The organism is Bacillus sp. JZ105 (genome assembly GCF_053903125.1).
Genome location: NZ_CP096387.1, coordinates 2,573,622 through 2,595,201, shown reverse-complemented (window position 1 = coordinate 2,595,201; position 21,580 = coordinate 2,573,622). Strand labels below are relative to the sequence as shown.

Below are 21,580 nucleotides of genomic sequence, written 5' to 3'. Positions count from 1 at the left end.
TGTGACTAATTTAATAAATGAACGTGTTGTTTGTTGAAGATAGAGGTGCGAACTTCAAGAGTAAGCCTTCGGAGATCGATGGGATCTAAGAAGAGGGCTGAAAGGGGAGCGTCGCCGAAGTGAATAAAATCCACTCATTTTATTCGCTGGCTGTACATTGAAGAAATGTAGGGCTGTCAAGAATTCATTTCTTGGAGGGCTATCTCATTGTTTGCATCGTTTAATGATGATTTTAAAGCAATGGGAGATTTGTTCTCTCATTGCTTTTTTATTTGCAGTGAGCGGACAGTCTCCAAGCTGCCTCTTCTCTCACACGTGAACTTTTGAAAAAGGGTGGTAGACATGGGACTAATTGTACAAAAATTTGGCGGAACTTCCGTTGGGTCGACAGAAAAAATTCGCAATGCCGCAGAGAGAGTGATCGCTGAACGCGAGGCAGGACACGATGTGGTTGTGGTTGTCTCAGCGATGGGCAAATCAACGGATGTTCTAGTAGACCTAGCGAAAGAACTCACAGACGATCCAAGCAAAAGAGAAATGGATATGCTGCTCGCAACTGGTGAGCAAGTGACCATTTCATTATTAGCGATGGCACTCCAAAGAAGAGGTTATGATGCCATTTCCTTTACAGGCTGGCAGGCTGGTATGAAAACAGAGCATGTACACGGAAATGCAAGAATCGTGGACATTGATGAATCAAGAATAAAAGAGGAATTAAGTGCGGGGAAAATCGTTGTTGTGGCAGGTTTCCAAGGAATTGCAGATGATTTACATATCACAACACTTGGCCGCGGCGGATCAGATACAACAGCTGTGGCTCTGGCTGCCGCACTAAAAGCTGATAAATGTGATATATATACAGATGTACCAGGAGTGTTTACGACAGATCCGCGTTATGTATCATCTGCGCGGAAACTTGCAGGCATTTCATACGATGAGATGCTTGAGCTGGCTAATTTAGGAGCTGGGGTTCTGCATCCAAGAGCTGTTGAATTTGCGAAAAATTATCAAGTCCCGCTAGAAGTCCGTTCTAGTATTGAAAATGAATCGGGTACGTTAATTGAGGAGGAATCATCCATGGAACAAAACTTAGTCGTCAGAGGCATCGCATTTGAAGATCAGATTACACGTGTGACAGTGTGCGGACTTTCAAGCGGTTTAACAACATTATCGACCATTTTTACGACGCTTGCGAAACAGAATATCAATGTTGATATCATCATTCAGTCTGCCACAAGCACCAACCAGACGTCGATCTCTTTCTCTGTGAAAACGGATGATTTGTCCAAAACAGTTGAAGTATTAGAAGAATATAAAGGGGCGCTTGGCTACGAACAGATTGAGACAGAAAGCAAATTAGCGAAAGTATCCATCGTGGGATCTGGAATGGTCTCAAATCCAGGGGTAGCTGCTGAAATGTTTGCTGTGTTAGCGCAAAAAGACATTCAAGTGAAAATGGTCAGTACGTCTGAAATCAAAGTCTCAACGGTCGTTGGCCGTGATGATATGGTCAAAGCGGTTGAAGCGCTGCATGACGCGTTTGATTTATCAAAGGTGAGCGCCGCTGCTCACTCTTAAAAAGGTAAAGAGGTGATCTCACGAAAGAGGGTCGCCTCTTTTTTCTATATGGATTCGGATTCGGCTGAAACGGGCGTAAACCCTTTCATTAAGTATGCTATGATAGATGTAGACATATAAAAAAAGGCGTGACCTGAAGTCCGCACCTTTTATCAAGAGTATTAGCTAGGGTCTCTTAAATCCCATTTAACGGTTAAAATGACTTTCTCAGCACGCTTTTTCACTTGTTCGTAGGATTCAGCCACGTGCTCATTTAGAAGCTGAATTTGTTCAGCAATAAAACCCGCTTCCATCTGAAAGCATGGCTCCTTTTGATAGGTGAGTCGATTTGATACTAGCGGACCTTCGAGCTCAAACTCAATTTCCTGTTTTTTCGAATGGACCATCGTGAGAGTCCCCCATCCGGCATCATGGAAAAATTCGGGGATCTTCTCCCATGACTCTTGAGGAAATTTACGAGCAAGCAGTTTACCCGCAAAATACATCATAGATGAATGGTCCTGACCAAGAATATCAGGCAGCAGAACTTCGCGTATCAGCTCGTAGGCAAATCCATTGACTTCAATTTCTTTTAGCTGTTCTAAGTTAGATTCGAATTTATTCATTGTACGGCTCCCCTCTTTCAACAATTTATTATAGCTTATGTGGGCATATGATGACAGAGTTTTCCCTGAAGTCTAAGAAATTCTTATTGTAGTAAAACGAATTTTGATTTAAAACTTTTAAATTTCGGAAAATTTTAATTTATGTACGCGGTTTCTTGACGCTTATTTGACATAGGAGTAAAATGAAATTGTCAATAAATTTGAATAAAGTGCTTACAATTGAAAGAAGCGGGGGAAGACAATTTTCAAGCAATTGCACTTTTTTTCTAGGGGGTAAAGTAATGTCGGGGAACAAAGAATTTTTTTATCGGAGATTGCATTCTTTGCTTGGCGTCATTCCGGTCGGTCTATTTTTAATACAGCACTTAGTGGTTAACCACTTTGCGACGAATGGACCAGAGGCGTTTAACAAAGCTGCACACTTTATGGAACAGCTTCCTTTCAGATATGCACTTGAGCTGTTCGTGATTTTCTTACCACTGATCTATCATGCAGTTTATGGGGTGTACATAGCCTTTACGGCACAAAACAACACGTCTCGCTTCAGTTACTTAAGAAACTGGCTGTTCAGACTGCAAAGGATTTCAGGTATTATCACATTGATTTTTGTCTCTTGGCACGTATGGGAAACACGAATTCAAGCTCAGCTTGGAGCTGAAGTCAACTATGACATGATGGCGAATATTTTAAGCTCTCCATTTATGCTAGGCTTCTATATTGTCGGCGTTTTATCTACTATTTTCCACTTTGCTAATGGCTTGTGGTCATTTGCTGTCAGCTGGGGAATTACCGTTTCACCACGCTCACAACGAATCTCCACATATGTGACATTAGGTATATTTATAGCGCTTTCATATGTAGGGCTAAGAGCAATTTTCGCTTTTGTTTAAGAGGAAATAGATTAGTAGAAGAGGGAGAGGGGCTACAATGAGTAATTCTAGCATCATCGTTGTCGGAGGCGGCTTAGCTGGTCTCATGGCAACTATTAAAGCAGCAGAAGCGGGAACAGCTGTTCAACTATTTTCAATCGTACCTGTGAAACGTTCGCATTCTGTATGTGCACAGGGCGGAATCAACGGAGCGGTCAATACAAAAGGTGAAGGAGATTCACCTTATGAGCATTTTGATGACACGGTATACGGCGGAGATTTCTTAGCCAACCAGCCGCCAGTAAAGGCAATGTGTGAAGCAGCGCCGTCCATTATCCACTTACTTGATCGTATGGGTGTTATGTTTAATAGAACACCAGAGGGATTATTGGACTTCCGCCGCTTCGGGGGAACACAGCACCACCGTACAGCGTTTGCTGGAGCTACAACAGGCCAGCAGCTATTATATGCACTGGATGAGCAGGTTCGCCGCTATGAAGTAGCAGGACTTGTCACGAAATATGAAGGCTGGGAATTCCTTGGCGCTGTTTTAGATGACGAGGAAGTATGCCGCGGGATTGTCGCGCAAAACTTGACGACAATGGAAATTGAATCCTTCCGATCAGATGCAGTCATCATGGCAACAGGCGGTCCTGGAATCGTGTTCGGTAAATCAACAAACTCTATGATTAACACTGGATCTGCAGCATCTATCGTCTATCAGCAAGGTGCGCATTATGCAAATGGAGAATTTATTCAAATTCACCCGACAGCGATCCCAGGAGATGACAAGCTTCGTCTTATGAGTGAATCAGCTCGTGGTGAGGGCGGACGTGTTTGGACATATAAAGACGGGAAGCCTTGGTACTTCCTTGAAGAAAAATACCCAGCATACGGGAACCTTGTACCGCGTGACATCGCAACGCGTGAAATCTTTGACGTATGTGTCGAGCAAAAGCTTGGCATCAACGGAGAGAACATGGTGTATCTGGATCTTTCTCACAAAGATCCAAAAGAGCTTGATATTAAGCTTGGCGGAATCATTGAAATCTATGAAAAATTCATGGGTGACGACCCGCGTAAGCTGCCGATGAAAATCTTCCCAGCTGTTCATTACTCTATGGGCGGATTATGGGTCGATTATGATCAAATGACGAATATCAAAGGTCTATTCGCTGCCGGAGAATGTGATTACTCAATGCACGGCGGAAACAGACTTGGTGCAAACTCACTTCTTTCTGCGATTTACGGCGGAATGGTCGCTGGACCAAATGCGGTGAAGTACATTAACGGTCTTGAAAAATCTGCGGAAGACCTTTCTTCTGCACTATTTGACAGCGCCGTGAAGAAAGAGCAGGAGAAATGGGACAACATCCTCAGCATGGATGGTACTGAAAATGCGTACGTGCTTCATAAAGAGCTTGGAGAATGGATGACGGATAACGTTACAGTGGTTCGTTACAATGACAAACTCTTAAAAACAGATCAGAAGATCGAAGAACTAATGGAGCGCTACAAGAAGATCAACATCAATGATACCGCATCATGGAGCAACCAAGGCGCTGCCTTCACACGTCAGCTTGACAACATGCTACAGCTGGCAAGAGTCATTACGATCGGGGCATATAACCGGAATGAAAGCCGAGGCGCACACTATAAACCGGAATTCCCAGAAAGAAACGATGAAGAATTCCTTAAAACAACGATGGCTACGTTCAAAGGGAAAAATCAAAAGCCTGCATTCCACTATGAGGACGTCGATGTATCGTTAATTGCACCTCGTAAACGAGATTACTCGAAGAAAAAGGTGGAGAAATAAGATGAGTGAAAAAAACACAATTCATTTCATAATCACACGTCAAGATACAGCAGATGGAAAGCCTTATGATGAGGAATTCGAAATCCCTTACCGCCCAAATATGAACGTCATTTCCGCACTCATGGAAATTAGACGTAACCCGGTCAATAAACAAGGGGAAAAAACAACGGCGATCAACTGGGACATGAACTGTCTTGAAGAGGTGTGCGGCGCTTGTTCCATGGTTATTAATGGAACACCGCGCCAGTCATGTACAGCACTAATTGACCAGTTAGATCAGCCGATCCGTCTCCAGCCGATGAAGACATTCCCGGTCGTGAGAGACTTGCAGGTTGATAGAAGCCGCATGTTCAACTCCTTGAAAAAAGTAAAAGCATGGGTGCCGATCGATGGCACATATGATCTTGGACCTGGACCAAGAATGCCTGAGAAAAAACGTCAATGGGCGTATGAGCTTTCTAAATGTATGACATGTGGTGTCTGCCTTGAAGCTTGTCCAAACGTAAATGATAAGTCTTCCTTTATGGGCCCTGCTCCGCTTTCGCAAGTTCGTCTATTTAATGCACATCCGACAGGTGCGATGAATAAGTCTGACCGTCTAGAAGAAATTATGGGAGACGGCGGTCTTGCGAACTGCGGGAACTCTCAAAACTGTGTGCAGGCTTGTCCGAAAGGAATCCCGCTGACAACGTCAATTGCAGCACTTAACCGAGATACAACATTACAAGCTTTCCGTAACTTCTTCGGAAGCGATCACGCAGAATAACATCACATTCAGTCCTCTTTGCCAATCATGATGAGTGTTTACAAGAGGCTGGATGGAACACAAAATAAACGCCTCTTCCAATATGGGAGAGGCGTTTATTAATGAATAAGGAGATGATAAAGTGAGACTTCCATCATATATTGAGGAACCATTTGAAGAATGGAGAGCATCCTTTCGATTTTATGTCGAAACGACTGTCCGTTTTTCAGAAACGGATATGTTCGGCCATATGAACAATGTCACCCCTTTTGTTTATTTTGAAGAAGCACGGATTGCCTTTTTTCAAAAAACAGGAATTGTGGATAAACGAATGAAACGTGTGAAAGAGACGATTACAGTCGTGGCAAACCTGCAATGTGATTACATCAAACAGGTGGAGATTGGGGAGCGGCTTCGTGTGTATGTAAAGCCGGAAAAAGTCGGATCAAGCTCACTCATCCTTCATTATTTAGGAGAAAACGAGCAGCAGGAACCATGCTTTACAGGCTCAGTCACCATGGTGCAAATTAATAAAGAAACAGGCGCATCTGTCCCATTTACAGAGGAAGAAAAAGAGACATTTCAAGCCCAGCGAAATGGGTAGCATGCAGCCTCATCAACGTGTAAGCTTCATTTTGTTATAATAAAAAGACCATATCAAGAAGAAACAAAAGGAGAACACATGAAGATTTTTCAATATGACACCATTGATAGTACAAATAATGAAGCGAAAAGGCTCATTCAGCAAGGAGAAAAACCTTCATTTGCTGTCTATGCACATCAGCAGACTGAAGGAAGAGGCAGACTAGGCAGGCCGTGGGAAACCCCTGCAGGGAATGTCGCTTTGACCATGACGGTTTTGCCGCCAGAAGAACTCTCCACCCAGTCAACGATTGCTCCGCTGACGGCACTAGCGATCTACGATGTACTCAAACCTCTCATCAGGGCTGAGGATCAACTGGCGATCAAATGGCCAAACGATATTCTTATTAATGAAGCAAAGGTATCAGGCACATTGATTGAAGCGGATCGTAACGCCATATATATCGGGGTTGGCATCAATGTGAAGACAAAGCCGGAGCATGTTCCGTACAAAACCATATGCCTATCAGAGCTTACAGAGGTAAAAGCCGATCAGCTTGTGAAGGAACTTGCCGCCGCTTTTGAAAAATATCATACACGCTGGAAGAATGAAGGGTTTGAAGCCCTCACGGCCCTCTACAACAAACGATTATATCGTCTTCATAAACCGCTCCGAATCTCGTTAGACCGTGAAAAACAAACATGGGAAGAGGGCATTTGCTGCGGAGTCAACCGCTACGGTCATCTCCAGCTAAAAGATGAGAAAGGGCAGATAAAAGCTCATTCTGCCGGAGATATCGATGCACCGCTTCAGCATTAAAAAAAGCAGACGATATTCTCGTCTGCTCAGCGTGTAGACAAACCCTCGCATTCGTTGTCAGGTCTGCGCGCCGGTACTCACGAATGTCAAATTCGCTCCGCGCCGGTACTCGTCCTTCCTAGACTGCAAAGGTTTTCTATCACGCTGAAATGAAGACAAAGGGCTAAAATCAACATCATTTTAGCCCTTTGTCAACAATCTGAGCAGACGATATTCTCGTCTGCTCAGCGTGTAGACAAACCCTCGCATTCGTTGTCAGGTCTGCGCTCCGGTGCTCACGAATGTCAAATTCGCTCCGCTCCTGTGCTCGTCCTTCCTAGACTTCAAAGGTTTTCTATCACGCTGAATAGAAGACAAAAGGCTAAAAGAAAACCCTTTTAGCCCTTTGTCAACAATCTGAGCAGACGATATTCTCGTCTGCTTAAGCTTCTCTTTTAATATGAGGCTGAATCACGTAGTCTTGTTTTGTGAAAACAACTCCGTCTAGAATTTCTCTTGCGGTTCGAATGACTTTGACTCTGTTTTGAGAGATGTCAATTTCCGTTTGCATAATCCCGGCAGGATGCCCAATACGAAGGGTGTCATCTTTTCCTTGAAACTGCTGAGAAGGAAGGGTTTCATCTAAGAAACAGCTGGCTGTCACGCAGACAGAACCTGTAATGGCAAGTGCTTGGTGCGGTCTTTGCATCGATAGCATACGAACGATGATGTCCATATCTGCTGCCCGTCTCAAGATGCCATTTGTATCTACATAATCAGCAGGCTCGCTAATGAGCGCAAGCTTTGGAACAGCCGGAGACTGTAATGTGGCCATTTCTTTTGGTGCAAAATGACACATTTCAGCAGCGAGGGAACGAATTTCTTCTAAATCATCCAGTAATTCGTCTGTAAACTCTTCAGGCAATTCAGTTCCTTTTAATTGAATATCTTTCGCACGAATAAAGGCAATTGGATTTGCAATGTCAACGATCGAGATTGGAATTTCCCCAAACTTCGTTTGAATCGTATCCATTTTGTTTCCAGTCGGAAAGGTTTTACCTGTGACAGCTCCTTCAGGTTTCTCAAAGGATAAATAAATGGGAGAACCAGTTCCTTTTACGCCTGGAATTTCTGCCTGTCCTTCAAATTTTACTTCTCCATTTTCAACTTCGACCTCTGCTGTGATGACTTTATTTGTATTGGTATTGAGGATACGTACAGTCGTAATGGGCTCAACTGCTTGAACAAGTCCTTTAATGATCGCATACGGCCCAACGGCTGATGAGATGTTCCCGCAGTTTCCTTTAAAGTCGACATATCTCTCATTAATGCTGACTTGTGCAAATGTATAGTTCACATCCACATCCGGGCGTGTGGCTTTATCGATAATGGCCACTTTGCTTGTTAAAGAATTACCGCCGCCGATTCCATCGACCTGCAGCCGGTCAGGACTGCCCATAATGTCTAATAGAAATGCCTCGAGCTCATCGTGTTCATATGGTGCATTGTCAGCGTGAATGAATACCCCTTTGCTTGTACCGCCTCGCATGATTGTGATTGGAACTTTTCTCATGACTCTCACCCTCAATTTTTAATGAACTGTTTATCTAACCAACATGGTAAAGTATAATAAGAAATAAGTTAAATACATTATTTTAAGAGAAATCGATAAAAATATTTTATAATTAGTGAAAAAGGAGGGCATACAATGGATGAAAAAGATTGGCGGTTTTTAAAGGTACTTTTTGAAGAAAAGAACATCACAAAAGCGGCAGAAAAATTATTTGTCTCTCAGCCTGCCTTAAGCTATCGATTGAAACAGCTTGAAGAGGAGTTTGATATGAAACTTTTCTTTAAAAGAAAACGAGGAATTGAATTTACATCAGAGGGCGAATACTTGGCTAAATACGCAAATGACATGCTCAAACAGCTGCAGCAAACGAAAGATGGCATGCTCAATATGCAAAAAAAGGTCAAAGGAACGATCCGGTTAGGGGTCTCAAGTAACTTTGCCCAGTATAAACTGCCAGAAATATTAAAAGAATTTTCTAAGCAGTATCCACATGTTCAATTTATGGTCAACACAGGCTGGAGCACAAAGGTAATGGATTTATTAGGAACATCAAGTGTGCATTTAGGGATTTTAAGAGGTGATTATGACTGGAATGGAGAGCGTTTTTTGCTTGATAAAGAGCGTCTTTGCATTATTTCAAAATCAGAAATTCAGCTAAAGGATCTCCCGAATCTGCCGCTCATTGACTATCATACAGACAGTTCATTAAAACGGCTGATTAACAGATGGTGGCAGGAAACATTCACAATGCCTCCGCTTGTCACGATGGAGACAGACCGTCAGGATACATCAAAAGAGATGGTGAAGCATGGTTTAGGCTATGCCATTGTCCCAGAAATTTGCCTAAGACCAAGTGATGAGTTATTTGTAAAAGGACTTTCGTATAAAGATGGGCAGCCTGTTTTAAGAGATACATGGCTCATGTACCAGCCAGATTCACTTCATTTGTCTGTGGTGAAAGCGTTCATTGAGTTTTTAAGAAATCAGCAAGATTGATTATAAAAAAAATTTATTGAATATACGAAAAAATCGATATTTTTATTATAAAAAAAGCTATTATATCCTTGAAATAGAAAGCGCTAACATATAGATCGCAAGTGCAAGGGGGCGCTTGCAGATCATGTAAAGAAGAGGATGGAGGGATATAAAGTGCTAGCTATTTTAGGGATCTTGATGGTCTTGACATTTACATTTCTCATTATGACAAAACGTATGCATCCGGTGGTGGCTCTAACCGTTGTACCTATCATATTTGCATTGATCGGCGGCTTTAACAAAGGGTTAGGGGACATGATGCTTGATGGACTGAAAACTGTTGCACCATCAGCCGCTTTATTGTTATTTGCGATTTTATTCTTCGGTGTCATGCTGGATGCTGGATTGTTTGATCCTCTGATTAAACTCATTCTACGTATTGTAAAAGGTGATCCTGTCAAAATTGCTTTTGGGGTAGCGATTTTGTCTATGCTTGTTGCATTAGATGGTGATGGAACAACAACGTACATGATTACCGTATCCGCTATGCTGCCACTTTTCTTAAGAATTGGGATGAACCCATTAATTTTAGGAACAATTTCATTATTATCATTAGGAATTATGAGCGGAATGACGCCTTGGGGCGGCCCGGCTACTCGTGCAATCGCGGCACTTGGATTAGATGCAGGCGAATTTTTCATTCCATTACTCCCGACGATGGTTGGAGGCGGTCTTTTTATACTTTTTACTGCTTATGTACTTGGGAAAAAAGAAAGAAAACGGATTGGGATTGCAGAAATTCAGCACAAAGAAGAGATGTCCATTTCTCCTGAATTGGCTGCGTCAATTGAAGATGGAGTAGCCGATATCAAGAGACCGAATCTGATTTGGATTAACTTCTTCTTAACAATTGCTGTCATGGTCACTCTCGTCATGGATATCATACCAATTCCTGTACTCTTCTTAATTGGATTTGTCATCGCTCTGATGATCAACTATCCAAAGGTTGAAGATCAGCGCGAGCGAATTTTATCTCATGCAGGAAACGCATTAACGGTTATCACACTTGTATTTGCAGCAGGGATTTTCACAGGGATCTTTTCTGGAACAAAAATGGTTGAGTCCATTGCCAATTTGGTCATTTACATGATTCCGGATTCCTACAGCTCATTTTTCCCGCTGATTGTGGCTTTGACGAGTATGCCATTTACATTTGTGCTCTCAAACGATGCTTACTATTTCGGAGTGCTGCCAATCCTGGCTGAAGCCGGTGCAGCTTACGGGATTGATCCGGTGGAAATTGCACGTGCCTCTATCATAGGGCAGCCTGTCCATTTACTGAGTCCGCTTGTAGCTTCAACGCTGCTGCTTGTCAGTATGCTGAACAAAGATATTGGTGATTTGCAAAAATATGCACTGCTATGGACCGTGTTAACTGCCCTTTTTACAACACTTATTGCATTGTTAACAGGCGCCATTTCAATCTTTTAAAACCACGCAAAAAAGGACGACGTCTCGGGGAGAGACTCGTCCTTTTTTGCGTGGATGAAAGCGCAGAAATTGGACGCTGATATGCGGGATTTCTTGATTTTAACGTCACCTACCACTTGCACCCGGCATATGATATCTCGACTATACAGAATCCCATTCTATAGAGACTAGAGCTCTCACCTTAGCAAGGAGGGTTACAATACTTGAAGGAGAAAGAGTTTCAATCCAAGCCGCTATTAACCAAAAGAGAAAGAGAAGTATTCGAATTGCTCGTCCAAGATAAAACAACAAAAGAAATTGCAAGCGAGCTTTTTATTAGCGAAAAGACTGTTCGAAATCACATTTCGAATGCCATGCAAAAGCTAGGAGTCAAAGGCCGTTCACAGGCCGTAGTCGAGCTTCTGCGTATGGGTGAGCTAGAGCTCTAAAGTCAGCCGGTTTTCCTTCCATAATGGGGAGGAACCGGTTATTTCTATATGGTTTCCATGAGTCTCTTCTTGCATTTTCTTTGAAAAACGAGGAAAATAGACATATACGTTTTAATCAAAGTGAGATGCTATAGTGAGGTATCAATAAAATGGAAACGAATGAGTCAGGCCATGTTGCAGAGATTGAAAAATCATTGCGCCACATTGCCGCAATTATTAAGCAAAAAGGCAGAGAAATCCTGAATCAATATACGATTACACCTCCACAATTCATTGGGCTTCAGTGGCTTTATGAATTCGGAGATATGACAATAGGTGAGCTGTCACAAAAGATGTACTTGGCTTGCAGCACAACCACTGATTTAATTGATAGAATGGAAAAAAGTGAACTTGTCGAACGGGTGAAAGATCCATCTGACCGCCGCGTGGTTCGCATTCATTTATTGCCTGAAGGCGAGCGGATCATTCAAGAAGTGATTGCTAAACGCCAAGAATACGTCAGTGAACTTCTAGGGGCTTTCTCAGAAGAAGAAGCCATCGTTTTCAACCAATCCTTAACGAAACTACAGCAGCAAATGAAAAGAAAATGAGGCGATTTTGTTGGATCAACCAATCGGCGTCATTGATTCCGGCGTCGGCGGTTTAACCGTTGCAAAGGAAATCATGAGACAACTGCCAAAAGAAAAAATCATTTATGTAGGCGATACAAAACGATGTCCATATGGCCCGCGGAAAGAAGAAGAAGTTCTTCAATATACGTGGGAAATGGCACACTACTTACTAAAACACCACCATATTAAAATGCTCGTCATTGCATGCAACACAGCAACGGCGATCGCACTGGATGAAATCAAAGCAACGCTTGATATTCCGGTTATTGGCGTCATTCAGCCTGGTGCCCGTACAGCGATCAAGGTGACAAACAACCAGCATATTGGCGTTATTGGCACAATCAATACGATCAAAAGCGAGGCATACAAAGAAGCGCTGCTATCACTAAATGCAGGTCTAACGGTTCAAAGTCTGGCGTGTCCGCTCCTTGTCCCATTTGTGGAAAGCGGTACGTTTTTAGATCAGACAGCAGAGGCAGTGGTGAAAGACTCCCTTGAACCGATGAAAGAAACAGGAATTGACACACTTATTCTTGGCTGCACACACTATCCGATTTTAAAAGAGCCGATTCAGCGCTTTATGGGCAGTGATGTCAGCATCATTTCATCAGGGGATGAGACAGCGAGAGAAGCAAGTACGATTCTTTCATATAAAGGGCTGTTAAATACCTCTAAAGAAGCGCCTGTCCATACATTTTACACAACAGGGCAGCAGCAAAATTTTCAAAACATCGCTTGTGACTGGTTTGGCTACCTGCCAGGGAAGGTCGAAACCGTGTCACTTGAACACATCTACCAGCCATAACCCGCTTCTATTTGAAGTGGGTTATTTTTTTATGAAAAGGGTCTAATCCTCTGGGGGAGCTCGTATACATAGTAGTACAAACTACTAGAGGAGGGTGAAGTATGCTGAAAAAAGGATCTACAGCAGCTGTTACGTGTATCGCGTCAGCCATGCTTTTGTCAGGATGCGGATTGTTTCAAACAGACCAAGCGAAAACAGAGATTGATCCACCACAAAACGTCACATATGTGAAAGAAAATAAAGAAGATAAACAAACAGCCAAAGAAGGAAAAGAAGAGAAACAGGCAGATACGGTCATGAGAGAATTATATTTAATTGATAAAAACGGGTATGTCGTCTCTCAATCCATTCCACTGCCAAAAAATGAAGGAAGTGCCAAACAAACCCTTGAATATCTCGTGGACGGGGGACCTATTTCTAACTTAATGCCGAATGGCTTCAGAGCAGTGCTGCCAGCGGATACGCGCGTATCTGTCGATATTAAAGACGGAACCGCGGTTGTCGATTTTTCAAATGAATTTAAAAACTATAAAAAAGAAGACGAACAGCGCATCCTGCAATCTGTTACTTGGACGTTAACTCAGTTTGATTCCATAGCCAAAGTCAAATTGAAGATGAATGGACATGAACTAAAAGAAATGCCTGTGAACGGTACACCTATCTCAGATGATTTAAGCAGAGAAGACGGTATTAATATCCAGCACGAGGCTGCTGCTGATATGACAGCGACAAAGCCAGTGACGGTATACTATTTAGCTGAATCTGATGAAAAGACGTACTATGTTCCGGTGACCAAAAGAGCGCCAAAAGACGAGGATGATCCGATTACAGCAGCAATTGATGAACTCGTCTCTGGACCAAGCAAAAAAAGTCATCTGCTGACAGACTTCGATCAAGATGTGAAGCTGAATGATGTACCAAAAGTAAAAGATGGCCATGTGACACTTGATTTCAACGAATCTATTTTTGGCAGTGCGGATGAAAAGAAAAAGGTTATTTCACAAAAAGTTCTTGATAGCATTGTGCTCACATTAACCGAGCTGCCGGACGTCAAAAGCGTATCTGTCAAGGTGAACGGCAAGGCTGAGCTTGTGAACGAAAAAGGAGCAGAGCTTACAAAGCCGGTTTCACGACCAGAACAAGTGAATACAGGTAGTTTTTAACGTCACACATTGATATAATGGAGAAAAAGAGGCATGCATATTCGCTGCCTCTTTTTTATTCCAAGCGATTAGAACGAGCAGAGGTTGTCAAAGTTAGTAGGAGAACCCCGCTGGCATACGCGCGGAATGTATATCGTAACGGAGGTAAAACATGAGATTAGATGAAAGACAATATGACGAATTGAGAAAAATTGAAATAGAGGCAGGCTACATCACGCACCCAGAAGGCTCTGTCTTAATCTCAGCGGGAAATACGAAGGTGATTTGTAACGCATCGATCGAAGACCGCGTACCTCCTTTTTTAAGAGGAGAAGGAAAAGGCTGGATCACAGCAGAATATAGCATGCTTCCAAGAGCAACTGCACAAAGAACGATAAGAGAATCATCTAAAGGAAAAGTCACAGGACGTACGATGGAGATTCAGCGTTTAATTGGACGAGCACTCCGCGCAGTCGTTGACTTAGAAAAGCTTGGCGAACGCACGATTTGGATTGATTGTGATGTTATTCAAGCAGACGGCGGCACACGCACAGCATCCATCACAGGTGCTTTTGTTGCCATGACACTTGCGATTCAAAAGCTGCGAGCTGAAGGAGTCATCAAAGAAAACCCGATTACTGATTATTTAGCGGCGATATCCGTCGGAATTGATTCTCAGCAAGGTCTTCTGTTAGATTTAAACTATGAAGAAGATTCTTCTGCTGAAGTAGATATGAATGTCATCATGACAGGCGCTGGTCGCTTTGTTGAACTTCAAGGAACAGGCGAAGAAGCGACATTCTCAAGAGAACAGCTAAACGGACTGCTTGATTTAGCCGAAAAGGGCATCAAAGAATTAATCGAAAAGCAAAAAGCAGTAACAGGAGAAGTCATCGAATAAAGAGAAGGGTTTGATCAGGATGAAAACAGCCATCATTGCAACGCACAATGCGGGCAAAGCGAAAGAATTCAAAGCCATTCTTGAGCCAAAAGGATTCACGGTCAAAACACTAGCAGACATTGGCTTTACTGAAGAAATTGAAGAAACAGGACAAACCTTCGAAGAAAATGCCATCATCAAAGCGGAGGCCATTCAAGCCAAAGCAGGTGAAATGGTCATTGCAGACGATTCCGGTCTGTCGATTGATTACCTGGGCGGAAAACCTGGCGTGTATTCAGCGAGATACGCAGGTGAGCATAAAGACGATGCGGAGAATGTGGAAAAAGTGCTGAGCGAACTTCAAGGCATTGAAAAAGAAGACCGCACAGCCAGATTCAGATGTGCCCTTGCTGTCAGCATACCGGGCAAAGAAACAAAGACGGTAGAAGGATCAGTAGAAGGCTTCATCGCAGAAAAACCGATCGGCGAAAATGGCTTCGGATACGACCCAATTTTCATCGTCAAAGACAAAGACCAGACGATGGCCGAATTATCACCAGAGGAGAAAAACAAGATCAGCCATCGAGCAGTCGCGCTTCAAAAGCTTTCATCACTGCTAGACGCAAATGAATAAGGGGGAATGAAGCCATGAAGATACTCATCATAAGTGACAGTCATGGACTCACAGACGAACTTCAAACCATTGCCAAACGGCATGCGGCTGAAGTTGACATGATGATTCACTGCGGAGATTCAGAACTCGAAACGAACCACCCAGCACTTGAAGGATACAAAGTCGTCAAAGGAAATTGTGACTTTATGGGCGATTTTGAAGAAGAGCTCCTGCTCCCACTTGATGGAGGCGGAAAACTATTTCTCACTCACGGACATCTGCATGGCATCAAACAATCCTTGCTTCAAGTCTACTACCGTGCAGAAGAGCTGGGCGCAGACATTATCTGCTTTGGCCACTCGCACATTCCAGGCAGTGAACTGATAAGAGGAAAACTCCTCATTAACCCAGGCAGCGTGCACCTGCCAAGAGTGCGAAAAGAGCGCAGCTATGCTATACTGACACTAGATGGAAGCGAAGCAAACGTACAGTTTTTCACGGACGAAGGTCAGGCCATACAAGACCTCGAAAACACTGTCACATTGGAAGGTATTTCATAAGGGTGCAGCATTTGCCCCTTATGAAAAAACTTTCGAAAAACCGTTGACTTTAAAGAACAATAGTAATATAATAAATCTTGTCGCTGAGGTAATACACCAAAGCACAATACATAACAACATGTCCCAGTAGCTCAGCAGGATAGAGCAACGGCCTTCTAAGCCGTCGGTCGGGAGTTCGAATCTCTCCTGGGACGTACTAAATTAAAAGCCTGAAATCCTTTCTTATCAAGGGTTTCAGGCTTTTTTGTTCTTTGGAACATAAGTTCGTAACTCGCTCAAAAACAGGGTTTTGGGAGCGGGTTTATTTTTAAGTATTTCCGTTCCCTGTTTTTGTATCAAAGAAGCGTAAATTGACATAGTTGTATCCATTTTTGTATGCCTGCATAACTGCGATTTATTTAAATGATTGGATCATTCAGTTCGTAATTTGGGTAGCAATAATAAGGCGGTCTACGTCCAATTTTAGGCATTAGCCATGAATGCTCCATATAAACCATAGTGACTTTTTCCATTGAATGATTCACAAGTAATAACTCTACTTCTGGATTATATTCATATCTCAATCCAATGACCTCCTTATATTAGGAATGTGTGGATTCCCCACCATCAACATGCAGCACTTGACCTGTAACAAAACGTGAATCATCAGAAGCAAGATAAACAAATGTTGGTGCGAGTTCAAATGGATGGGCAACTCGTTCCATTGGATTAAATGCTCCATATACAGCCACTTGATCTGACGAGAAACTTGCTGCAATGAGCGGCGTCCAGATTCGACCCGGAGCAACGGCGTTTACACGAATTCCTTTTTTTACAACATTTTTAGCCAAAGCACGTGTCCAACCAACAATTGCACCTTTTGTGGCTGTATAATCAATCATTTGTTGCTCACCTACATACGTTACGACTGAAGAAGTACCGATAATAGAACTGCCTGGTTTTAAGTAAGGAAGCGCTGCTCTGGTTGTGTAAAAATGTGAGTATATGTTGACTTTAAAGGTGTCATCGAATTGTTCGTCTGTAATGTCAAGAAGGCTTGGTTGTTGAAATTGGATACCAACGTGGTTACATAGAACATCTAGACGTCCGAAGGTTTTTACTGTTTTCTCTACAATGGTGATACATTGCCTTTTATCTCGCAAGTCTCCTGGCCTGGCATCAATAAACAACGTTGCCCAAGTTCTTCAATTCTTGCTTTTGTTCTATTAGCATCTTCGTGTTCATCTAAGTATGCAATCGCAACGTCAGCACTTTCCTTTGCGAAGGCAATGGCTACTGCTGCACCAATACCACTATCCCCTCCTGTAATAAGAGCAACTTTTCCCGCTAACTTACCACTCCCTTTGTAATTTGTATTTTCAATAATTGGAAGTGGTACCATTAAACCTTCTACACCAGGATGACGAAGTTGACGTTGTTCAGGTAAATTAATTGGGATTTCTTCATAGCGTGTGATTTTTCCGTAATTAGGATACATGGGATAAGGTTGAGTTTTCATTTTCTCTAGAAACATCTGTTGCATTTGTTTTATTTGTTGCAACTTACGCTCATCAGACTCTTGTGCCATTTAATTCCTTCCAAACGTACTTATTCCCTGTAAATGTCTATGTTGTTTACTGCTAATCCAAGTATTAATAATGAATAAACTTGTGAAAGAGTTATTTGAAGAGTTTCAGAAAGCTTTTATGAGTAGGTTGGTATTTTTAGATATTTGAACGCGTTCGAAAACAAGTAATATAACGTATTATGTCAACTATCACACTCTTTTCCTTAATCCTAGATCACTACATTAAAAAATATTTTAAAGAGCGGAACAAACGAAACCTGCTGCTTTTAGTGGCTGGAATCAATTTAGGCTTGAGAATATCTGATCTTCTTCAATTACGTGTTAAAGATGTTAAGAAACAATATGTGTCTTTAAGGGAGAAGAAGACAGGCAAAGAAAAAAGAATCAAGATAAATAAGACGCTTCGGAAAGCACTAGATCAATATATTAATGATCGTGATGATCAAGAGTATGTATTTAGAAGCAGAGAGGGGCTAAACAAGCCTATCAGCCGCAGCAGTGCATACAATATATTGAGAGAGGCAGCGGAGTATGTTGGCCTCGATAGCATAGGGACACATACACTAAGGAAAATGTTTGGTTACTGGCATTATAAAAAATTCAAGGATGTGGCCTTGCTGCAAGAAATATTCAACCATTCAAGCCCGGATATTACACTGAGATATATCGGGATCACACAAGACACAATGGATAAAACAATGGACGATTTCGGATTATAGGCTCATCTGTTCAAACGAAAACGCGTTTTTTGTTCGACAAATTTTGCAAACCATTTCATTTATTTGTTTTCTGTCGATAGAAAGATGGAGGTGATATATAAATGATTTATAGGTTTATATTCACGAAATAAAGCATCCATCGTTATGCTTTTTCTAACGATCTTATCTGTGTGTTAAATATTTATCGGCAGCTAAAACCAGTTTTAAATAAGGTTTATTTAGTTTTAATTGAATTTAAATAATAGGGAGATTTCAAATGAAAAGATTATTTCTTGTTTTATCTGTACTTATAGTTACATTATTTGGTTGCTCTAATCAAAGTGTTTCGAGTAGTTCTAAGTCTAGTAGTAATAACAAAAAAGAAGTATCAAGTGAAGAAAAAGAGACTAAAAAGCAGCATAATCTTTCTAGTGAAGACAAAAAAATCATTAATCTTATTAAAAATAAAGAATTTGATCATGTTATTAAAGAGACTGGGGAATTACAAAATGAATTTAAAAAAGATTATTACTTTATAGCTTCTGCTTACAAAAAGTTAGAACAGTTAAAAGGTGCTAAAGTGAGTTTAGATAATTATGATGATTATACTTATGTTGATGCAATGTTAGATAAAGTAAAATACAAAAACAGTCATGCAGATTTAGATTTTCTTCAAACTCAAGAAAATAATAAAAAACACATAGATGCTTTGCAAAATGATAAAGATGATCAAATTCAAGAAAATATTAAGGAAATAGAAGAAGCAGAAAAGTATTCTGCTATAAGGGAAAGAGCAACTGTGATAGAAGAGAGAACTAATAGTCCTCAAAGTGTTTCTGTTGGTATGTCTAAAGAAGAAGTATTAATTGAAGGATGGGGGAAGCCTGAAAAGATAAACAAAACTCAAACAACAGATCATACTATGGAGCAGTGGATTTATAAAGGGAATAAGTATTTATATTTTGAGAATGGGATTCTAAGCACCATATCAAATTGAAATAGGTGTATAGAGTTAGTTGAAAGTCCTCGATATTAAACGTGGGCTTTTTTTGAGATTATTTTCATCAACTCACCATATCGAGAAAATGTCCAACTCATTTTAAGGAAATGACTGAACAGCAACAGGGGCAAAGGATTTAGCAATTCCCTGAGTTAGACACAATATTAGATATGGTGAATTGGTGGATAATGTGGATAAATATTAATTTATACAAGTAGTGTTATATAATGGATTAAACAATATTGAAGAGGTGTAACAAATGGATAATGAAGTATTAATAGCAATTATTGGAGGAGTTATAACCTTATTGGTGGGGGTATTAACTGCCGTAGCTAGTTATAGTGGTGCAAGGATTCAAATAAAAAAGAGTGAAGAGAAACTCAAGAAACAAGAGAAAGAAGCTATTGATTTTAGTAAGAAAATAATTGAAAAATTTATTTTGCGGGAAATTGAAGATAATTTCTACTACTTAAGAGGTGAAGTTTTTGAATTGGATTTTATAGTTGGATCAAGTAATCACAAAAAGGCTCCTGGCCCTATGCCCTTTGAACACCTTAACTTTACCGAATTCAATAAAGTTAAATATGAACTCATAAAATATCAAAGTGATATAATCACAGAAGTAATTGATATTTATGAAGCATTTCAGATTCTAAAGAGCTATCAAGGATACGTTAAAGCAATGAATGACAATGAATTTCAAAAGTTTAAGAGAGGTTTTAAATTGTGCACAGATAGGTTTGGTAGCGATATTTAAAAATGGCACACTTTTGGCACGATCTTGGCAAAGCATTTTGTCTGAGAGCGGTTATGATGGTATTAGGTGATAAATGGAGAGCGGCTTCCATTGAGAGATCGTTATTATTTGAAAAGTTCCAAACGGTCTTGAATTGCTGACAAAAAAGATAGGAGAAGAATAACTTGGATCAGTTTTCATTTATACAAAATGCTGTAAGTAAAGGGAAGTTATCGAGCGATTTGTTTTCTGTTTACATGGATATTGCATCGACATTTCAGAATTATGAAACAACCTTAAATTATTTTCATGAAAAAAGTGAAGAAGATGTAGGTGCTATGAATAGTTCAAACGGTCAGCATATTATAATAAAACCCATTATAGTTCCTTCTGTTTCCAGTGCGTTATTTACTGGAATGTATGGTGATTTTGAATACTTTCTCAATTTAATTTGTAATGCTCATAAAACAAAGCACGATTATAAGATTGATCTAAAAGATATAGCGGGAAATGGAATTGAAAGAGCTGTTTTGTATTTAACTAAAATTGCTCAAGTTAGAGATTTAAAAAATACTCTTGAATGGAATAAATTAAGGCACTGGAATAAGGTTAGAAATATTATTGTTCACAATAATCGTGTTATAAGAAATAAAGCAGATGAAGATTCAATTATTTTTTTAAACCTTAATATTAATAAAAAGCAAAATAGAGTGTATCTAAATATAAGTGATTGCAAAAGATTTCATGATCTTATATTGAATTTTCTTAGGAAATGTATTTAATAGAAAAATATTTGAATGTATGTATATTTGTATCTATAAGCATCCTTTGGGGTGCTTTTTATTTTGTGGAGGGAATCAGATTAAATGAAAAAGCCATTGAAACCATGCAACGAACCTGGATGTCCTCAACTAACGCGCGAAGGATATTGCCAGCAGCATAATAAATTGAAGCCTTTATACGATCTGCACCGTGAATCATCTGCACGTCGCGGATATAATAGCCGATGGCGTAAAGCGCGTGACGGTTATTTAACAAAGCATCCTTTGTGTCAGTCTTGCATGTTAAAAGGTAAACGTATTGCGGCTACAGTAGTAGACCATATCAAACCACATAAGGGAGATAAAAAACTATTCTGGGATTCAACTAACTGGCAGCCGCTGTGTGCGTCCTGTCACAGTAGGAAGACCGCTAAAGAAGACGGAGGGTTTGGGAATGGATAATCAAAAGTGCGTATGTGATCAATGCGGAACAACATTCATTATTAGATTCTGTTCTAGGATTATGAAGATTGGTCGTGGAATCAAACGTCATCTGCTAGTGTGTCCGAGGTGTAAAGCTGAATACACATCTTACTATACAAACGCGGAAATCAGAAAGCAGCGAAACAAAATCAGCAAGCTATATAATGCTATTCGAATGACGAAGAACTTGTTCATTACTATAAGGAAATAGATTCGATACGAGCAGATTTAGAAAAAGACATGAAACAGCCTCGCATTGA

22 protein-coding genes, 1 tRNA gene, 1 pseudogene and 1 riboswitch are annotated in these 21,580 nt (G+C 40.9%); of the genes and pseudogenes, 21 read left to right on the top strand and 3 right to left on the bottom strand.

Going from position 1 to position 21,580, the window contains the following annotated elements:
* Positions 1 to 32 precede the first annotated feature (32 nt).
* Positions 33 to 210, top strand: a riboswitch (Lysine riboswitch).
* A gap of 132 nt (positions 211 to 342) precedes the next feature.
* Positions 343 to 1,578 (top strand): aspartate kinase, encoded by a 1,236-nt coding sequence (locus M1D81_RS13350; protein WP_456266650.1) that lies wholly within the window; start codon positions 343 to 345, stop codon positions 1,576 to 1,578.
* Between the two features lie 161 nt (positions 1,579 to 1,739).
* Here M1D81_RS13350 and M1D81_RS13345 read toward each other — a convergent pair whose 3' ends face one another.
* On the bottom strand, positions 1,740 to 2,183 hold the full coding sequence (locus M1D81_RS13345) for a YslB family protein (protein WP_024423214.1): 444 nt from the start codon (positions 2,181 to 2,183) through the stop codon (positions 1,740 to 1,742).
* Between the two features lie 281 nt (positions 2,184 to 2,464).
* Between M1D81_RS13345 and M1D81_RS13340 the strand changes: the two genes are divergently transcribed.
* The 5 genes from M1D81_RS13340 to M1D81_RS13320 all read left to right on the top strand — a co-directional run bounded on the left by M1D81_RS13340 (position 2,465) and on the right by M1D81_RS13320 (position 7,018).
* Positions 2,465 to 3,073: a succinate dehydrogenase cytochrome b558 subunit gene (locus tag M1D81_RS13340; protein ID WP_024423213.1), complete on the top strand. Its 609-nt coding sequence runs from the start codon at positions 2,465 to 2,467 to the stop codon at positions 3,071 to 3,073.
* A 37-nt stretch (positions 3,074 to 3,110) separates the two neighbouring features.
* Positions 3,111 to 4,871, top strand: a complete 1,761-nt coding sequence (gene sdhA, locus M1D81_RS13335) for a succinate dehydrogenase flavoprotein subunit (RefSeq protein ID WP_024423212.1) — start codon at positions 3,111 to 3,113, stop codon at positions 4,869 to 4,871.
* 1 nt (position 4,872) lies between these two features.
* Positions 4,873 to 5,637, top strand: a complete 765-nt coding sequence (sdhB, locus tag M1D81_RS13330; protein ID WP_456266651.1) for a succinate dehydrogenase iron-sulfur subunit — start codon at positions 4,873 to 4,875, stop codon at positions 5,635 to 5,637.
* A gap of 121 nt (positions 5,638 to 5,758) precedes the next feature.
* Positions 5,759 to 6,220, top strand: a complete 462-nt coding sequence (locus M1D81_RS13325) for an acyl-CoA thioesterase (RefSeq protein WP_024423210.1) — start codon at positions 5,759 to 5,761, stop codon at positions 6,218 to 6,220.
* Between the two features lie 78 nt (positions 6,221 to 6,298).
* Positions 6,299 to 7,018 carry a biotin--[acetyl-CoA-carboxylase] ligase gene (locus tag M1D81_RS13320; RefSeq protein ID WP_456266652.1) on the top strand — a complete coding sequence of 240 codons (720 nt, stop codon included), beginning with the start codon at positions 6,299 to 6,301 and terminating at the stop codon, positions 7,016 to 7,018.
* A 421-nt stretch (positions 7,019 to 7,439) separates the two neighbouring features.
* Here M1D81_RS13320 and M1D81_RS13315 read toward each other — a convergent pair whose 3' ends face one another.
* Positions 7,440 to 8,570 (bottom strand): PrpF domain-containing protein, encoded by a 1,131-nt coding sequence (locus tag M1D81_RS13315; RefSeq protein WP_456266653.1) that lies wholly within the window; start codon positions 8,568 to 8,570, stop codon positions 7,440 to 7,442.
* Positions 8,571 to 8,705: 135 nt separating this feature from the next.
* On the opposite strand from M1D81_RS13315, the gene M1D81_RS13310 reads away from it, so the two are divergent.
* From M1D81_RS13310 to M1D81_RS13265, 10 genes are all read left to right on the top strand, one after another.
* The gene (locus M1D81_RS13310; RefSeq protein WP_456266654.1) at positions 8,706 to 9,566 is read left to right on the top strand and encodes a LysR family transcriptional regulator; all 861 of its coding nucleotides are present in this window, start codon (positions 8,706 to 8,708) and stop codon (positions 9,564 to 9,566) included.
* Positions 9,567 to 9,719: 153 nt separating this feature from the next.
* Positions 9,720 to 11,036, top strand: coding sequence for a CitMHS family transporter (locus M1D81_RS13305; RefSeq protein ID WP_456266655.1), 1,317 nt, complete (start codon positions 9,720 to 9,722; stop codon positions 11,034 to 11,036).
* A gap of 203 nt (positions 11,037 to 11,239) precedes the next feature.
* Positions 11,240 to 11,464, top strand: coding sequence for a spore germination transcription factor GerE (gene gerE, locus M1D81_RS13300; protein ID WP_003184172.1), 225 nt, complete (start codon positions 11,240 to 11,242; stop codon positions 11,462 to 11,464).
* 149 nt (positions 11,465 to 11,613) lie between these two features.
* Positions 11,614 to 12,054, top strand: coding sequence for a MarR family winged helix-turn-helix transcriptional regulator (locus M1D81_RS13295; RefSeq protein ID WP_024423206.1), 441 nt, complete (start codon positions 11,614 to 11,616; stop codon positions 12,052 to 12,054).
* A gap of 7 nt (positions 12,055 to 12,061) precedes the next feature.
* Positions 12,062 to 12,880 carry a glutamate racemase gene (racE, locus tag M1D81_RS13290; protein WP_456266656.1) on the top strand — a complete coding sequence of 273 codons (819 nt, stop codon included), beginning with the start codon at positions 12,062 to 12,064 and terminating at the stop codon, positions 12,878 to 12,880.
* A 101-nt stretch (positions 12,881 to 12,981) separates the two neighbouring features.
* Positions 12,982 to 14,043 carry a GerMN domain-containing protein gene (locus M1D81_RS13285; protein ID WP_456266657.1) on the top strand — a complete coding sequence of 354 codons (1,062 nt, stop codon included), beginning with the start codon at positions 12,982 to 12,984 and terminating at the stop codon, positions 14,041 to 14,043.
* A 151-nt stretch (positions 14,044 to 14,194) separates the two neighbouring features.
* Entirely contained in the window at positions 14,195 to 14,923 is a 729-nt protein-coding gene (rph, locus tag M1D81_RS13280; protein WP_024427165.1) for a ribonuclease PH, read from the top strand.
* A 10-nt stretch (positions 14,924 to 14,933) separates the two neighbouring features.
* Positions 14,934 to 15,536: an XTP/dITP diphosphatase gene (locus M1D81_RS13275; RefSeq protein ID WP_162860205.1), complete on the top strand. Its 603-nt coding sequence runs from the start codon at positions 14,934 to 14,936 to the stop codon at positions 15,534 to 15,536.
* Between the two features lie 14 nt (positions 15,537 to 15,550).
* The gene (locus M1D81_RS13270) at positions 15,551 to 16,075 is read left to right on the top strand and encodes a YfcE family phosphodiesterase (RefSeq protein WP_456266658.1); all 525 of its coding nucleotides are present in this window, start codon (positions 15,551 to 15,553) and stop codon (positions 16,073 to 16,075) included.
* Between the two features lie 120 nt (positions 16,076 to 16,195).
* Positions 16,196 to 16,269, top strand: a tRNA-Arg gene (locus M1D81_RS13265).
* Positions 16,270 to 16,656: 387 nt separating this feature from the next.
* Here M1D81_RS13265 and M1D81_RS13260 read toward each other — a convergent pair.
* Positions 16,657 to 17,642, bottom strand: a pseudogene (locus tag M1D81_RS13260) (SDR family oxidoreductase).
* A 179-nt stretch (positions 17,643 to 17,821) separates the two neighbouring features.
* Here M1D81_RS13260 and M1D81_RS13255 point away from each other — a divergent pair.
* From M1D81_RS13255 to M1D81_RS13235, 5 genes are all read left to right on the top strand, one after another.
* Positions 17,822 to 18,361 carry a site-specific integrase gene (locus M1D81_RS13255; RefSeq protein ID WP_456266659.1) on the top strand — a complete coding sequence of 180 codons (540 nt, stop codon included), beginning with the start codon at positions 17,822 to 17,824 and terminating at the stop codon, positions 18,359 to 18,361.
* Between the two features lie 256 nt (positions 18,362 to 18,617).
* Positions 18,618 to 19,337: a hypothetical protein gene (locus M1D81_RS13250; RefSeq protein ID WP_456266660.1), complete on the top strand. Its 720-nt coding sequence runs from the start codon at positions 18,618 to 18,620 to the stop codon at positions 19,335 to 19,337.
* A 262-nt stretch (positions 19,338 to 19,599) separates the two neighbouring features.
* Positions 19,600 to 20,097: a hypothetical protein gene (locus M1D81_RS13245; protein WP_126681506.1), complete on the top strand. Its 498-nt coding sequence runs from the start codon at positions 19,600 to 19,602 to the stop codon at positions 20,095 to 20,097.
* Positions 20,098 to 20,261: 164 nt separating this feature from the next.
* Positions 20,262 to 20,858 (top strand): hypothetical protein, encoded by a 597-nt coding sequence (locus M1D81_RS13240; protein ID WP_126681507.1) that lies wholly within the window; start codon positions 20,262 to 20,264, stop codon positions 20,856 to 20,858.
* An 84-nt stretch (positions 20,859 to 20,942) separates the two neighbouring features.
* The gene (locus tag M1D81_RS13235; protein ID WP_133744272.1) at positions 20,943 to 21,299 is read left to right on the top strand and encodes an HNH endonuclease; all 357 of its coding nucleotides are present in this window, start codon (positions 20,943 to 20,945) and stop codon (positions 21,297 to 21,299) included.
* Positions 21,300 to 21,580: the final 281 nt, after the last annotated feature.